This is a genomic window from Micromonospora sp. DT41 (assembly GCF_049841715.1).
Classification (GTDB): domain Bacteria; phylum Actinomycetota; class Actinomycetes; order Mycobacteriales; family Micromonosporaceae; genus Micromonospora; species Micromonospora profundi.
On sequence record NZ_JBNCKU010000003.1, the window covers coordinates 313,011 to 326,974 of the forward strand.

16 protein-coding genes are annotated in these 13,964 nt (G+C 69.7%); 8 read left to right on the forward strand and 8 right to left on the reverse strand.

Features of this window, described 5'->3' with window-relative positions; genetic code table 11:
• Nucleotides 1-2 precede the first annotated feature (2 nt).
• Together ACLQ23_RS07845 and ACLQ23_RS07850 are read right to left on the reverse strand one after the other, a co-directional pair.
• Nucleotides 3-737, reverse strand: coding sequence for an ABC transporter permease (locus tag ACLQ23_RS07845; RefSeq protein WP_355589686.1), 735 nt, complete (start codon nt 735-737; stop codon nt 3-5).
• Nucleotides 738-749: 12 nt separating this feature from the next.
• Nucleotides 750-1,658, reverse strand: a complete 909-nt coding sequence (locus tag ACLQ23_RS07850; protein ID WP_355589684.1) for an ABC transporter ATP-binding protein — start codon at nt 1,656-1,658, stop codon at nt 750-752.
• A 171-nt stretch (nt 1,659-1,829) separates the two neighbouring features.
• Between ACLQ23_RS07850 and ACLQ23_RS07855 the strand changes: the two genes are divergently transcribed.
• The 8 genes from ACLQ23_RS07855 to ACLQ23_RS07890 all read left to right on the forward strand — a co-directional run bounded on the left by ACLQ23_RS07855 (nt 1,830) and on the right by ACLQ23_RS07890 (nt 8,293).
• Nucleotides 1,830-2,627, forward strand: coding sequence for an ABC transporter ATP-binding protein (locus ACLQ23_RS07855; protein ID WP_355632501.1), 798 nt, complete (start codon nt 1,830-1,832; stop codon nt 2,625-2,627).
• A complete protein-coding gene (locus ACLQ23_RS07860; RefSeq protein WP_355632504.1) occupies nt 2,624-3,385 on the forward strand; it encodes an ABC transporter permease in 762 nt (253 codons plus the stop codon). Before ACLQ23_RS07855 ends, ACLQ23_RS07860 begins: the two co-directional genes overlap by 4 nt.
• Before the next feature lie 43 nt (nt 3,386-3,428).
• Entirely contained in the window at nt 3,429-4,226 is a 798-nt protein-coding gene (locus ACLQ23_RS07865; protein WP_355589678.1) for a MerR family transcriptional regulator, read from the forward strand.
• Between the two features lie 39 nt (nt 4,227-4,265).
• On the forward strand, nt 4,266-5,096 hold the full coding sequence (locus tag ACLQ23_RS07870) for an EI24 domain-containing protein (protein ID WP_425735109.1): 831 nt from the start codon (nt 4,266-4,268) through the stop codon (nt 5,094-5,096).
• Between the two features lies 1 nt (nt 5,097).
• Nucleotides 5,098-5,613, forward strand: coding sequence for an O-acetyl-ADP-ribose deacetylase (locus ACLQ23_RS07875; RefSeq protein WP_355589674.1), 516 nt, complete (start codon nt 5,098-5,100; stop codon nt 5,611-5,613).
• A 169-nt stretch (nt 5,614-5,782) separates the two neighbouring features.
• The gene (locus ACLQ23_RS07880; protein WP_355589672.1) at nt 5,783-6,913 is read left to right on the forward strand and encodes an ABC transporter permease; all 1,131 of its coding nucleotides are present in this window, start codon (nt 5,783-5,785) and stop codon (nt 6,911-6,913) included.
• Nucleotides 6,910-7,641: an ABC transporter ATP-binding protein gene (locus ACLQ23_RS07885; protein WP_355589670.1), complete on the forward strand. Its 732-nt coding sequence runs from the start codon at nt 6,910-6,912 to the stop codon at nt 7,639-7,641. Before ACLQ23_RS07880 ends, ACLQ23_RS07885 begins: the two co-directional genes overlap by 4 nt.
• 67 nt (nt 7,642-7,708) lie before the next feature.
• Nucleotides 7,709-8,293 (forward strand): TetR/AcrR family transcriptional regulator, encoded by a 585-nt coding sequence (locus tag ACLQ23_RS07890; RefSeq protein ID WP_425735110.1) that lies wholly within the window; start codon nt 7,709-7,711, stop codon nt 8,291-8,293.
• Nucleotides 8,294-8,315: 22 nt separating this feature from the next.
• Here ACLQ23_RS07890 and ACLQ23_RS07895 read toward each other — a convergent pair whose 3' ends face one another.
• The 6 genes from ACLQ23_RS07895 to ACLQ23_RS07920 form a co-directional block, all read right to left on the reverse strand.
• A complete protein-coding gene (locus ACLQ23_RS07895; protein WP_425735111.1) occupies nt 8,316-9,212 on the reverse strand; it encodes a GNAT family N-acetyltransferase in 897 nt (298 codons plus the stop codon).
• 1 nt (nt 9,213) lies between these two features.
• On the reverse strand, nt 9,214-9,627 hold the full coding sequence (locus ACLQ23_RS07900) for a RidA family protein (protein WP_425735112.1): 414 nt from the start codon (nt 9,625-9,627) through the stop codon (nt 9,214-9,216).
• Nucleotides 9,628-9,732: 105 nt separating this feature from the next.
• Entirely contained in the window at nt 9,733-10,740 is a 1,008-nt protein-coding gene (locus ACLQ23_RS07905) for a LacI family DNA-binding transcriptional regulator (RefSeq protein WP_425735113.1), read from the reverse strand.
• A gap of 22 nt (nt 10,741-10,762) precedes the next feature.
• Nucleotides 10,763-12,142, reverse strand: a complete 1,380-nt coding sequence (locus tag ACLQ23_RS07910; protein WP_355589662.1) for a GH1 family beta-glucosidase — start codon at nt 12,140-12,142, stop codon at nt 10,763-10,765.
• A complete protein-coding gene (locus ACLQ23_RS07915) occupies nt 12,139-12,972 on the reverse strand; it encodes a carbohydrate ABC transporter permease (protein WP_355589660.1) in 834 nt (277 codons plus the stop codon). The genes ACLQ23_RS07910 and ACLQ23_RS07915 overlap by 4 nt, the downstream gene beginning before the upstream one ends.
• Nucleotides 12,969-13,964, reverse strand: coding sequence for a carbohydrate ABC transporter permease (locus ACLQ23_RS07920; RefSeq protein ID WP_425880483.1), 996 nt, complete (start codon nt 13,962-13,964; stop codon nt 12,969-12,971). Before ACLQ23_RS07920 ends, ACLQ23_RS07915 begins: the two co-directional genes overlap by 4 nt.

The following is a 13,964-nucleotide window of genomic DNA, read 5'->3' on the forward strand; positions in this document are numbered from 1 at the left end:
GATCACTCCCAGCGGAACAGCTTTGCTGCCACCGAACCGACGAGCACGGTGATCACGGCCATTATCGCCAGGTGCAGCGGTTGCGGGGAGTCTCCGGTCCAGGCGTCGAGCAGTGCCTGCACACCTGGCGGCGTGTAGTCGCCGATCCGGGCCACGAAGTCCGGCAGCAGGAACCGGGGCAGATAGACGCCGCCGAAGAACATGCTCCCCATGAACACCGGCACGGCGAGGGCCTGCGCCGCCTTCGTCGTGCGGGCCACCGCCGCCACCACCAGGCCCAGCGCGAGCAGCGCCGCCGTGCCGAGGGTGAGGGCAAGCGTGAAGCCGAGTGGATGTCGGGGCAGCGGCACGTCGAAGGCCAGCCGACCGACGAAGACGAGCAGCACGGCGCTGGTCAGGATGGTGGCGAGCGAGATGACCAGTTGGGCGGCGAGCAATGCGGCCGGGTGGGCCGGCGTGGTGGCGAGGCGACGCAGCACCCCCCGTTCCCGGTACGTGGCGAGGACTGTGGGCAGGATGTTCACGGCCGCCATGGCGACCGTGATCACCAGCAGCGACGGGACGAAGTACTCGATGAAGGTCCGGTCGCCGAACATCGGGTCCGGCTTACGCAGCGCCGGAATGAATCCGAACACCACGAGCAGCGCGAGCGGCAACGCGATGGTGGTCAGCGGCGCGGCGGGGTCCCGCAGGAACAGTTTCGTTTCGATCTTGAGGATCTGCCCGAAGGCGCTCATTGTCGTCTTCCCTCACTCGGCGGGCCGGTGCCCGGTCAGCTCGACGAAGGCGTCGTCGAGGGTGGACTGCTCCAGCCGTAGGTTGGCGGCGACGATCTCGTGGCGGGCGAGGGTCGACGCGACAGCGTGCAGCAGGTCGCCCGTACCGGTCACCACCACCTGGCCTCCGGAGTGCTGCACGGCACTGACCTCGGGCAGGTCGGTGAGGAGTTCGTCGTCAAGGGGAGCGGACGGCCGGAACCGGACCCGCTGCTCCGGCACGACCGTCGACACCAGGCCGGCCGGGCTGTCCAGCGCGACCACCGACCCGCGGTCGATCACGGCGACCCGGTCGCAGAGCCGCTCGGCCTCCTCCATGAAGTGGGTGACCAGCACGATTGTCACGCCGCTCTCGCGTACCTGTTCGATGAGCGCCCAGGTGTCCCGCCGGGCCTGCGGGTCCAGCCCGGTGGTCAGCTCGTCGAGGATGGCGATCTTCGGGTTGCCGACAAGGGCCAGCGCGATGGAGAGCCGCTGCTTCTGACCGCCGGAGAGCTTCTTGTACGCGGTGTTGCGCTTCTCGCCCAGACCAAGCCTGTCGATCAGTCCGGCAGGGTCGGCCGGGTTCCGGTAGAACGACGCATAGAGCTCCAGCGCCTCCGCGACGCGCAGCCGGTCGGGCAGTTGGCTCTCCTGAAGCTGCACCCCCACCTGCTGGCGGAGCTGTTTCGCGTCTTCGCGGGGGTCGAGCCCGAGCACCGAGACCCTGCCGGAGTCCGGGGCCCGCAGCCCGGCGACGCACTCCACAGTCGTGGTCTTGCCGGCGCCGTTCGGCCCGAGGATCCCGAAGATCTCTCCCGGCTCCACCGCGAACGACACGTCGTCCACGGCCACCACGTCGCCGTACCGCTTGTGCAGACTGGTCACCTCGATGACCGGCATCGCCCCGCCCTCCGCCGTCGTATCAGTACCTCCTCAGCCTGCTGCCGGCGGCCGGGCGGCGGATCGACCGGCAGTTGGTGATCCTTCGGGCCCCGGTTGATGCGGCCGATCCACCAACTGGTTGATGTCGGCTTGACCTTGACGCTGCGTCAACCCTCCATGCTGAGCGTCATGAGCATTCCGCCGACGACCGGTCAGGTCGAGCAGACCGCCATCTCCGTACAGGGCCTGGAGAAATCGTTCGGGCAGGTGAAGGTCCTGCGGGGCGTGGACCTCGACGTGGCCCGGGGCGACATCTTCGCCCTGCTCGGCTCGAACGGCGCCGGCAAGACCACAGTGGTGAAGATCCTGTCCACGCTGCTCCGGGCCGACGCCGGGATCGCCCAGGTCAACGGCTTCGATGTCCGGACCCGGGCCGCCGACGTACGCGCTGCCATCAGCCTCACCGGACAGTTCGCGGCGGTCGACGAGATCCTCACCGGGCGGGAGAACCTCGTCCTGGTAGCCAGGCTGCGGCACCTCACGGGCCCGGGTGCGATAGCGGACGACCTGCTGAGGCGCTTCTCGCTGACCGAGACGGCCAACCGCAGGGTGGCGACGTACTCAGGTGGTATGCGCCGCCGCCTGGACATCGCGATGAGCCTCATCGGGAATCCGCCGGTCATCTTCCTCGACGAGCCCACGACCGGGCTGGACCCGGAGGCGCGCATCGAGGTGTGGCACGCCGTCAGGGAACTCGCACAGGGCGGCACGACAGTGCTGCTCACCACCCAGTACCTCGACGAGGCCGAGCAGCTCGCCGACCGGATCGCGATCCTGCACGAGGGTCGGATCGTCGTCAACGGCACCCTCGACGAGCTCAGACAACTCCTGCCACCCGCCGAGATCGAGTACGTCGAAAAGCGGCCGACCCTTGAGGACGTCTTCCTCAGCCTCGTCGGTGCCAGAACGGACAAGGGACAACGATGAACAAGTACTTCCTCGGCGACACCGGCGTCCTGCTGGGCCGTTCCCTGCGGCACATCAGCCGCAGCCCGGACACCATCATCACCACCGCTGTCATGCCGATCGCCTTCATGCTGCTGTTCGTGTACGTCTTCGGCGGCGCGATCGAGACCGGGACCGACTCGTACGTCAACTACCTGCTGCCCGGCATCCTGATCATCACGATCGCCTCGGGTATCTCGTACACCGCGTTCCGGCTCTTCCTCGACATGCAGGGCGGGATCTTCGAGCGCTTCCAGTCCATGCCGATCGCCCGGCCTGCCGTGCTGTGGGCGCACGTCCTTACCTCGCTGGTCGCCAATGTGATCTCGCTCGTGGTCGTCGTCCTCGTCGCCCTGGCCATGGGCTTCCGCTCGGGTGCCGGAGTGCTGGCCTGGCTCGCGGTCGCCGGCATCCTCATCCTGTTCACCCTGGCGCTGACCTGGATCGCCGTGATCCCGGGCCTCAGCGCGAAGTCCGCCGACGGTGCGAGCGCGTTCTCCTACCCGCTCATCTTCCTGCCGTTCATCAGCTCGGCCTTCGTGCCCACCGGCACCATGCCTGGCCCGGTACGCGCCTTCGCCGAGCACCAGCCGGTGACCTCAATCGTCAACGCGATCCGGGACCTGTTCACGTCTCAGCCGGTCGGTGCCGACATCTGGACCGCTCTCGCCTGGTGCGTCGGCATCCTCGTCGTCGCCTATCTCTTCGCCACCATGTCCTACCGGCGCCGGATCTCCTGAACAGGGGCGTCGGACCGGGTCGGCCGAGGGCAGGATCGGGAGCATGCTGACGATCGGGCAACTCGCGGCGTACGCGGGCGTCACGGTGCGGGCGGTGCGGCACTATCACCAGATCGGGCTGCTGCCCGAGCCGGAACGGGACGCTTCGGGTTACCGCCGTTACGGCGCGACAGCTGTCGTGTCCCTCATCAAGATCCGTACGCTCGCCGACGCCGGTGTGCCGCGATCGCAGATCAGCCGGATGCTCGAAGCCGACGCGAAGGGCTTCGCCGAGGCGGTTCGGGCGATCGACGACCACCTGCGCGACGAGATCGAGAGGCTGGAGACCAGCCGCAGGCACATCGCGCAGCTCAGTGCGGGGGACAGCCTGGCGCTGCCGCCGGAGGTGGTCTCCTATCTGGACCAGCTGCGCCGGATCGGTGCGTCGAAGCGGCTTGTCGAGGCGGAACGGGACGGGTGGATCCTGGTTGCGGCGCGCTGGCCCCACCGCATCAGCGAATGGATGCCCGCGAAGGTCGCCGAGCTCGATGACCCGCAGATCGTCCGGCTCTACCAGTTGTTGTCGGAAATCTTCGACAGCACGGAGGACGACGACTCGCGGATGGTGGAGGTCGCCGACATCATGGCGTCCCTGGCCGAGCAGGCGTACAACGCCGGAACTGTCATTGCCAGCGACGAGGCATCCGACGACCTCCCGCATGACCTGATCGACGCTCTCGCTCTGGAGTCCGACCCGCGGGTGGAGCGGCTGTGGGAGTTGATGCGCGAGCGCGGCTGGTCCGGTTGGAACAGGATGGAGCGGCTGTCGCCGCCACCCGACCCACCTCCGGTCGCCTGCTAGACCGGCGTGCGCGGCCCCGCTCATCTAGGCTCTTCGGTCGTGGATGTCAGCAGCATCGCCCGCCCGGTCACCGGGTCCCTCGGCCGATTCCTCTCCGGAGCGGGCCTGCTCCTTCGTGGCCTCGGCCTCTATGTGCGCAACCCCGGTCTGATGCTGCTGGGCGTCATCCCGGCGCTGATCTCCGGTGTGCTGTTCCTCGGCGCGTTCGCCACCCTCGTGTGGTTCGTGGACGACCTGGCCGCGCTCGTCACGCCGTTCGCCGATGACTGGTCGGGCACCGTGCGCAGCCTGGCCCGGGTGATCGCCGGAGTGGCCATCCTGGGCATCGGCGGGCTTGTCGGTGTGCTCACCTTCACGGCGGTCACACTGGTCATCGGCGACCCGTTCTACGAGAAGATCTCCGAGCGGGTGGAGGAGCGGTACGGCGGAACGCCGAACGCCGTGGAGGTGCCGTTCTGGCCGTCGCTGCGCCGCAGCCTCGCCGACTCCGCACGTCTGGTCGCCCTCTCGCTGCTTGTCGGTATCCCGCTCTTCGTGGCCGGTTTCATTCCGGTCGTGGGGCAGACCGTGGTGCCTGTGATCGGGGCGGCGGTGGGTGGCTGGTTCCTCGCCGTCGAGTTGGTCGGCGCGCCGTTCTACAGGCGGGGCATGCGGCTGCCGCAGCGCCGGGCGATCCTCAAGGCCGACCGGCCCACAGCACTGGGGTTCGGGGTGGCGGTCTTCCTCTGCTTCCTCATTCCGCTGGGTGCCGTGCTGATCATGCCGGCGGCGGTGGCGGGCGCCGCCCTGCTTGCCCGCCGCTCGCTCGGCCAGTCGATCGACGGCCCGCTGTCCGCGCCGCCATCCGGTAGACCGGCTGTGGAGGGCTGACGTGGAGATCGTCCTGGTCGAGGGGGACATCACCGCCCAGCGGGTGGACGCCGTGGTCAACGCGGCCAACTCGTCACTGCTGGGCGGCGGTGGGGTCGACGGCGCCATCCACCGGCGCGGCGGTCCGGCGATTCTGGAGGAGTGTCGGGCGCTGCGGGCGTCCCGGTACGGCCGGGGCCTTCCCACCGGACAGGCGGTGGCGACCACGGCCGGCGAGTTGCCGGCCCGCTGGGTGATCCACACCGTCGGGCCGGTCTGGTCGGCAGACGAGGACCGCTCGGCGCTGTTGCGGGACTGCTACGCGAACAGTCTGCGGGTGGCCGACGAGTTGGGGGCGGTCACGCTCGCCTTTCCGTTGATCTCCTCGGGCATCTACGGCTGGCCGGTCGACGACGCGGTCGGTCAGGCGCTGTCGGTGCTGCGCTCGGCCACGCCCGCAACCGTCGCCGAGGCGCGCCTGGTGCTGTTCGGCGCGGACACCCACGCTGTGGCCCGCCGCGTCTTTGACGCTGCCTGAACCGTCACCTCTGCGGCAGTGCCCGTGATCACGGCTGTCCGTTGTCGCTCCGCCATGCCGTTTCCGCAGGCCGCGGTGTGGCGGGAGAGACAGCCACCTCGTCGTCTTTGCCGACAAGGTGTTGATAACATGTCGACATGATGTCGACAATCCACGAGGGTGGGCGCTGATGTTCCTCGCGATACGTGAGTTGAACTTCGCCCGGCTGCGGTTCGTTCTGATGGGCGCCGTGATCGCGCTGATCGCCGTTTTGATGGTGATGCTGTCAGGGCTGTCGGTGGGGCTGGTCCGTGACGGTGTGTCCGGGCTCCAGAACCTGCCGGTCACCTCATTCGCCTTCGCGAAGGACGTCCAGAAGGACTCCGCGTTCTCCCGTAGCGTCGTTGACCTGTCGGCGGTGGAGACGTGGGCTGCCCAGCCGGGAGTCGCGGACGCGACGCCGTTCGGCAACACGCTCGTGAACACGCGTACCGACCGGGGAACCGAGGTGGACCTGGCGCTGTTCGGCGTCCTGCCCGACTCGTTCCTGTCGCCAGCGGTCAGCCAGGGCGACCGGTTGGGCACGGCGGACGGGATCGTTGTGAGCCCGACCGCGCTGGACGCGGGCTTGCAGATGGGCGACATCGTCACCATCGACAGGCTCGGCACGCGGTTGCGGGTCGTCGGTGTCACCGAGCAGCAGGACACGTTCGGGCACGTGGACGTCGCGTACGTGCCGTTGGCGGCGTGGCAGGCCATCAAGTCCGGCACCCCTCCCGAGGCCGAGTTGCCGCAGCGCGCCGCAACGGAGATCACGGCGGTGGCGATCCGCGCGGAGGACGGGAAGTCCCTCGACATGGCCGCCGGTGACACCGCCGCGGGCACCGAGAGCCTCACCCTGAAGGAGTCCTACGGCGCCTCGCCGGGCTACACCGCCGAGACGACGACCCTGCAACTGATCCAGGGATTCCTGTACGCGATCTCGGCGCTGGTGGCCGGAGCGTTCTTCGCGGTGTGGGCGATCCAGCGCAAGCCCGAGGTTGCCGTTCTGCGGGCACTGGGCGCCTCGACCGGCTGGGTGTTGCGTGACGCTCTCACGCAGGCGTTCGTGCTGTTGGCTGCCGCCGTCGCGATCGGCGTCGGGATCGGCCTCGCGCTCGGCGCCCTCATCACGGGCAGCGGCATTCCGTTCGCGTTGAGCATGCCGAGCATCTCCATCGCCGGCATCGGCCTCATCGTCCTCGGCCTGGTCGGAGCCGGTGCTGCCGTCATCCGCATCACCTCTGTCGACCCGGCCACCGCTCTGGGAGGTAACCGATGAGCAGGCATTCCGCTTCGACCGCCGCGACCACACCCACCGACGACGCGTCCGAGCGTCTCGGATTGGTGATGCGCGCGGTGTCCCTGCGGCACGGCAACGCCGCCGAGACCGTGCAGGCGCTCGACAACGTGGATCTGACGGTGCGACCCGGTGAACTCGCCGCCGTCGTGGGTCCGTCCGGTGCCGGCAAGTCCAGTCTGCTCGCCGTCGCCGGTGGCCTGGCCCGACCCGATGAGGGCACTGTCACAGTGGCCGGTCAGGACATGACCGTGCCGAGCCGCCGCACGCGGACTGCCCTGCGCCGCAAGCACGTGGGCTTCGTGTTCCAGTCGGGCAACCTGCTGCCCGCGCTGACCGCCGCCGACCAGCTGCGGTTGCCGCTGCGCCTGGGGCCGCGATCGGAGCGGTCCGGCCGGGACCCGATGGAGTTGCTCGCGGACGTCGGAATGGCGGACAAGGCCGACCGTCGCCCGCACCAGCTGTCGGGCGGCGAGCGCCAGCGGGTCGGCATCGCCCGCGCGCTTGTCACCGAGCCGAGCGTGCTGCTCGTCGACGAACCGACCGCGGCTCTGGACCGGGCACGCAGCCACGACATCGTGAAGCTCCTGGCCCATGAGGCCCGGCAGCGTTCGGTCGCGGTGGTCATGGTCACTCACGACCACGATGTGCTGCAATACTGTGACACCGTCTACGAGATGGTCGACGGCAAGCTCGCCGCCACCAGCTGAACCACGACGGCAGGGTGCGGGCGGGGCGCAGGAGAAGGTCACGTCCATCCGGAACAGGGAGGACGGCGTGCCGAAGATCCAGGCTCCGACCGTCGCCGAGCACCGGGCATCCCAACGCGCCGCCTTGCTCGACGCGGCCCGCACCCTGCTGTCAGAACACCCCGAGCGGATCCCCGGCCTGGCCGAGGTCGCCCAGCACGCCGGCCTCGCCCGCTCCAGCGTCTACTCCTACTTCAAGTCCCGCGCCGACATGTTCGACGCCCTGGTCACCGACACGTTCCCCCGCTGGTCGGCCTACGTCGAGAAGCGCATGGACGCCGCCACGACACCCGGGCAGAAGATCCAGGCGTACGTGGATTCCAACCTGCAACTGGTTGCCCGGGGCGATCACGCTCTGGCCCGCGCCCTGGCGTCGGCGAGCAGCAGTGAGGCACTCGCCAGCTCCAGCCGACTCATGCACGACCGCCTGGAAGCCCCGCTGCGCACCGCGCTCACCGACCACGGCTCCTCGGACCCGGTCCGGATGGCCGAACTTGTCCAGTCGATCGTCTACGCCCTCAGCCGGATGATCGAGGGAGGGCTTTCCCTGCGGGCAGCGACGCGCCTCGGCCGCGAACTCCTCAGCCCGTACCTCGACCGCGACAGCGCCTGAGGCCCGGCCGCCGCACCCGACGTCAGATCAGGTCGGCAAGGCAGGACCACTGGGCCGCGACCGGCCGGTAACCCAACCGGGCGTTGATCGCCAGCATCGGCGCGTTCGCCTCGTCGTTCGACGTGTACGCCACACGGACGCCCGCAGCGGCGGCCAGGTGCAGCGCCGCCGTCTTGGCCAGCCGGGCAAGCCCTCGACCCCGGTACACCGGGACACTAGCGGTGAAGTCCGACCACATCCGGTCACCGTCCCGCTTCACCAGACTGAAGGCGGCCACCTCGCCGTCGACCTCGGCGGCAGTGCTGGCCATCTTGTCCAGCCCGACGTTGTCCCACACGTCGTACTGCCAGCTCTGGTAGCTCATCGCGTCCACCGGCACGTCGCCCGGTTCGTCGACGGCCGCCGCCACGTCCGCCGCGTAGATCAGATGCGGGTCCACCTCGGCGATCGGGCGCAGGCGTACCCCCGGAGGTGGGTCGGGAAGCGCGGGCAGCGAGTCGAGGTCGAGTGCCGAGTACCGCATCTCCCGGCTCGGCTCGAAGCCGTGCCGGCGGGCGAAGGGCAGCGCCTCCGGCTGCGCCCAGGCCCGGACCCGGCGGACGCCCAGCGGGACGAGGTGCCCGGTCGCGGCGGCCAGCAGCGCGGTGCCGATGCCGCGCCGCCGGTGCCCGGGGTGGACGTGCAGCAGGTTGATGTTGCCGAAGTTCGCCGTTGACGTCGAGTTGTCGCGCTCAGCGGTCACCCAGCCGACCACCTGGCCGTCGACCTCGGCCACCAGGGCGGTCCAGCCCGGGGTGGGCGGTGGCTCGGCGATCATCTTGCGGGTGGACTCGACCCCGCGCACCAGGTACGGGTAGACCGTCGCCCGCAGCGCCACCACGGTCGGTGCGTCGTCCGGCTGCGCCACGCGGATCCGCACGTCAGGCCCCCGTCCGTACGGCGGCGACGGCCTCGACCTCGACGAGCTGGTCGGTGTAGCCGAGCACGGCGACCCCCAGCAGGGTGCTTGGCGGGTCGTGGTCGCCGAAGCGGTCCCGCACGACCTCCCAGGCGGTCACCAGATCCGCCTGCCGGGAGGACGCCACGTAGACGGTGGTCTTGACCACGTCGGTGAGGGCGGCGCCGGCTGCCGCGAGTGCGGCCTCCAGGTTCGCCATCACCTGCCGCGCCTGCGCCGCGTGGTCACCGGGCGCGACGGTACGCCCGTCGGCGTCCAGCGGGCACGCGCCGGCGGTGAACACCAGCCGGGCGGGCGACTCGACGGTGGCCGCGTACGCGTACTCGGCGACGCGGGAGAGAGCGGGGACGTGCAGCAGCGCGACGGCATCCGGCATGTCGGCGAGGCTAGCGAGGATCGAGCACCAGAGCGATGGATTAACCGCTCTGTCGACCCCGGTCGCAGGCGGTTGTGCGGATCTTGGGGTGCGGTGGGCGGGCGGTCAGGCCGATTCGCGCAGGATCAGCTCGGTGGGGAGCATGATCGCCTGCTCGATGGTCTCGCCGGCGGCCAGCCGGAGCAGCTGCCGGGTCATCTGGCGACCGATCTCCACAATGGGCTGCCGGACGGTGGTCAGCGGCGGCTCGGTGTACGCGGCGGTCTCGATGTCGTCGAAACCGACCACCGCCACGTCCTCCGGCACCTGCCGCCCGGCCTCGCGAAGCGTCCGCAGGGCCGCGTGCGCCATCAGGTCGGAGGCGGCGAACACGGCGTCCATGTCGGGGTGCTCGCTGAGCAGCCGGCGCGTGGCCTCCGCACCGGATTCCCTTGTGAAGTCACCGACGGCGATCAGCTCGGGCAGGCCGGCGGCGGCGACCGTCTCCCGGTAGCCGCGGAGCCGTTCGATGCCGGCGACCATGTCCTGTGGGCCGGCGATCGTGGCGATCCGCCGCCGACCGCTGTCGATCAGGTGGCGTACGGCTGCGGTGACGCCACCGACGTGGTCGACGTCCACGTACGGCACCGGCACGTCGCCGAGCGGTCGGCCGCTGCACACCACCGGGATGCCGAGCCGGGCCAGCGTCCCGGGCAGCGGATCGGCGCCGTGCAGCGAGGCGAAGAGCACCCCGTCGACGTGCCGGCCGGTGGTGAACCGTTCGACCCGGTGGTGCCCGGCGGGGGAGCCGGCAAGCATCAGCACGAGCTGCTTGTCGGCGGTCTCCAACTCCTGGCTGACGCCGCGGATGATGCCGGGAAACACCTGGTCGTCGGAGAAGACCCGGGTGGCCGCCTCCGGCATGACAAGCGCGATCGAGTCGGTGCGTTGGGTGACCAGGCTGCGGGCGGCCAGGTTGGGCACGTACCCCAGTTCGGCGACGGCCCGGTTGACGGCCTCCCGGATGGGCTCGGCGACGGTGGTGGAGCCGTTGACCACCCGGGAGACGGTGGCCCGGGACACACCGGCCCGTGCCGCCACCGCTTCCAACGTCGGCCGTTGCGCCGTCGTCATCGCGACTCCCCACCCCCGCTCGTCACAGCCCGTTCCGGGAGATCACCTCCTGGTACCACCGGGCGCTGGCCTTCGGTGTGCGCCGCTGGGTCAGGTAGTCGACGTGCACGATCCCGAACCGCTTGCGGTAGCCCTCCGCCCACTCGAAGTTGTCCAGGAATGACCATACGAGATAACCGCGCAGGTCCACGCCCCGGGAGATCGCTTCGTGAGCGGCGCGCAGGTGCCCGTCGAGGTACGCGATCCGGTCGGTGTCGATCACCTGCCCAGGCCCACCGGCCTGCTCGACGCCTGGCTTGTCGGGGAACGCCGCGCCGTTCTCGGTGATGAGCAGTGGCACCCCGGGATAGTCGGTGGCGATCCGTTCGAGGAGCCGGGTCAGTCCGGCGGGTTCGATCATCCAACCCATGTCGGTGAGCGGCCCGGTCGGCGGCAGGAAGTGCACAGCGCCCTCGGTGCCCGGGTACGCGGGGTTGCCCTCGCCGTCGGGCCGGCCGGCGACGTAGCCGGGCTGGTAGTAGTTGATCCCGAGCAGGTCGATCGGGGCGGCGATCAGCTTCTCGTCGCCGTCGCGGATGAACGTCGGCTCGACGATGCGGGCCACATGCTCCCGTACGTCGTCCGGGTAGCCGCCGGCCAGCAACGGGTCCAGGAAGATCCGGTTGTGCAGGCCGTCGACCAGGCGGACCGCTGCGGCGTCGGCAGCGCTCTGCGGATCCGCCGGCCGCACGTCGGCCGGATTGAGCGTGATGCCGACGCTGCGTGCCCCGGCCGACCGCAGCGCCCGCGCCGCCAGGCCGTGCCCGAGCAGCAGATGGTGTACGGCGGTGAACGCCGCCGCCGGGTCCTGTTCACCCGGAGCGTGCACACCGTTGCCGTAGCCGAGGTACGCCGAGCACCACGGCTCGTTGAGCGTGGTCCACACGTCCACCCGGTCGCCGAGGCGGCCGTACACGGCTGTGGCGTACGTGGCGAAGTGCTCGGCGGTGTCCCGGTTGGTCCAGCCACCACGGTCGCCGAGGGACTGCGGCAGGTCCCAGTGGTAGAGAGTGATGATCGGATCGATTCCCCGGGCGAGGAGGGTGTCGGTCAGCCGGTCGTAGAAGTCCAGCCCGCGCGTGTTGACCGGGCCGGTGCCGTCGGGCTGGATCCGGGGCCAGGCGACCGAGAACCGGTACGCCCGCAATCCCAGCTCGGCCATGATCGCCACGTCGTCGGCGTACCGGTGGTAGTGGTCGCAGGCGACGTCGCCGGTGTGGCCCTGGTAAACCTTGCCGGGTGTGCGGCTGAAGGTGTCCCAGATGGACGGGCCGCGTCCGTCGTCGTGGGCCGCGCCCTCGATCTGGTACGCGGCGGTGGCCGCTCCCCAGAGGAAATGCTCGGGAAATCGGAGTTCGTTCACGCCTTGACCGCACCTTCCATGATCCCACCGATGATCTGCCGCCCGAACAGCACGAAGACCAGCAGTAGGGGCAGCGTCGCGATGGCCGTCCCGGTGAACACCTGCGACATGTCCTGGTAGTAGCCGTCCGACAGCGCTCGCAGGGAGAGCTGCACGGTGGGGTTCGCCGGGTCGTTCAGCACAGCGTACGGCCACAGGAAGTCGTTCCAGGTGGTCATGAACGTGAGCAGACCGAGGACGGCGGCGGCCGGGCGCAGCGCGGGCACCACCACGTGCCACCAGATCCGGGCGGTCCCGCAGCCGTCCATCCGGGCCGCCTCGATCAGTTCGTCGCTGATCGCCTGGCCGGCGTACTGCCGCATCATGAACACCCCGAACCCGGTGACAAGCACCGGGACGATCACGGCGGGCAGCCGGTCGTTCCACTGGAGCTTGCTCATGAGCATGTAGAGCGGAATCACGCCGAGCTGGGTCGGCACCATCATCGTCGCGATGATCACCAGCAGCAGCGCGTTGCGACCCCGGAACCGCAGTTTCGCGAAGGCGAAGCCGGCCAGGCTGGAGAAGAACACCACGGAGACGGTCACGGTGGTGGCCACGACCGTCGAGTTGATCAGGCCGGTAAGGAAGTAAGCGTCGGCGTTGTCGAAGAGGCGGGAGATGTTGGCGCCGAGGTTGCCGCCGGGGGTGATCGGCGGCGGCAGTTGGCCCATCGCGTCGTTGGTGCGGCTCGCGACGACGAACATCCACCAGATCGGAAAGACCGACAGGCCGGCGGCGACCACGAGGGCCAGGTAGGTGAGCGGGCTGGCCCGCCAGAGCCGGCTCATCGGTTGACTCCCTTCCGGGCGCCCGGCCGGGAACCGCCCAGCCGGCGCAGCACCAGCACGTTGACGGCCGCGACGACTGCGATGAGCGCGAAGAGCACCCAGGCGACCGCCGACCCGTACCCGAAGTTGTAGTGCGGCGCGAATGCGTTCTCGAACATGTACATGGTCAGGGTCTGCGACTCCCGCAGTGGCCCACCGCGGATCGGGTTGGTGCCGGAGTTGAACATCCGGGGCTCCGTGAAGAGCTGCAACCCGCCGATGGTGGCGATGATGGTGCAGAAGAGGATCGTCGGCTTGAGCATCGGCACGGTGACCGACCAGAACTGTCGGGCCCGGCCGGCGCCGTCGATGGCCGCCGCCTCGTACAGGTCGCGGGGGATGGCCTGCATCGCGGCCAGGAGGATCAGCGCGTTGTAGCCGGTCCAGCGCCAGTCGACCATTGTGGAGATGGCCACCCAGGAGGCGAGCCGGTTGGATTTCCACTCGATCGCGTCCACGCCGACCAGGTCGAGCATCCAGTTGATCATGCCGAACTCGCGGCCGAAGAGCACTCCGAACACGATCGCCACGGCCGCCGTGGAGGTGACGTTCGGGACGAGCACCGCCATCCGCCAGCCGGTACGCCCGCGCAGCCCCCGGTTCAGCAGGTTGGCCAGCCAGAGCGCGGCGAGCAACTGCGGAACGGTGGAGATCACGAAGATGCCCATCGTGTTGACGAGTGCGTGCCAGAAGTCGGCGTCGGCGAGCAGTTGGGTGTAGTTCTCCGCGCCGACGAACGGGTGGTCGGTGCCGAGCAGGTCCCAGTCGTGCAGCGAAACCCAGAAGGTGTACACCAGCGGGTAGGCCCCGAAGACCGCGAAGAGCAGGAAGAACGGGGCAATGTAGAGGTACGGCGAGTAGCGGGTGTCGAGCCGGCTGAGCCGACCCGTCGATCGGCGGCGGGGCCCGGCTGCCGGTACGGCCGGCGGGCGGGCGTCGAGCTGGACGGTCAT

What these genes read in the sequence shown, in the direction of transcription:
- ACLQ23_RS07845 (WP_355589686.1), bottom strand. Translation starts at nt 737, where the DNA reads ATGAGCGCCTTCGGGCAGATCCTCAAGATCGAAACGAAACTGTTCCTG.
- ACLQ23_RS07860 (WP_355632504.1), top strand. Translation starts at nt 2,624, where the DNA reads ATGAACAAGTACTTCCTCGGCGACACCGGCGTCCTGCTGGGCCGTTCC.
- ACLQ23_RS07880 (WP_355589672.1), top strand. Translation starts at nt 5,783, where the DNA reads ATGTTCCTCGCGATACGTGAGTTGAACTTCGCCCGGCTGCGGTTCGTT.
- ACLQ23_RS07885 (WP_355589670.1), top strand. Translation starts at nt 6,910, where the DNA reads ATGAGCAGGCATTCCGCTTCGACCGCCGCGACCACACCCACCGACGAC.
- ACLQ23_RS07920 (WP_425880483.1), bottom strand. Translation starts at nt 13,964, where the DNA reads ATGACCGTCCAGCTCGACGCCCGCCCGCCGGCCGTACCGGCAGCCGGG.
- ACLQ23_RS07900 (WP_425735112.1), bottom strand. Translation starts at nt 9,627, where the DNA reads ATGCCGGATGCCGTCGCGCTGCTGCACGTCCCCGCTCTCTCCCGCGTC.
- ACLQ23_RS07915 (WP_355589660.1), bottom strand. Translation starts at nt 12,972, where the DNA reads ATGAGCCGGCTCTGGCGGGCCAGCCCGCTCACCTACCTGGCCCTCGTG.
- ACLQ23_RS07855 (WP_355632501.1), top strand. Translation starts at nt 1,830, where the DNA reads ATGAGCATTCCGCCGACGACCGGTCAGGTCGAGCAGACCGCCATCTCC.
- ACLQ23_RS07865 (WP_355589678.1), top strand. Translation starts at nt 3,429, where the DNA reads ATGCTGACGATCGGGCAACTCGCGGCGTACGCGGGCGTCACGGTGCGG.
- ACLQ23_RS07905 (WP_425735113.1), bottom strand. Translation starts at nt 10,740, where the DNA reads ATGACGACGGCGCAACGGCCGACGTTGGAAGCGGTGGCGGCACGGGCC.
- ACLQ23_RS07850 (WP_355589684.1), bottom strand. Translation starts at nt 1,658, where the DNA reads ATGCCGGTCATCGAGGTGACCAGTCTGCACAAGCGGTACGGCGACGTG.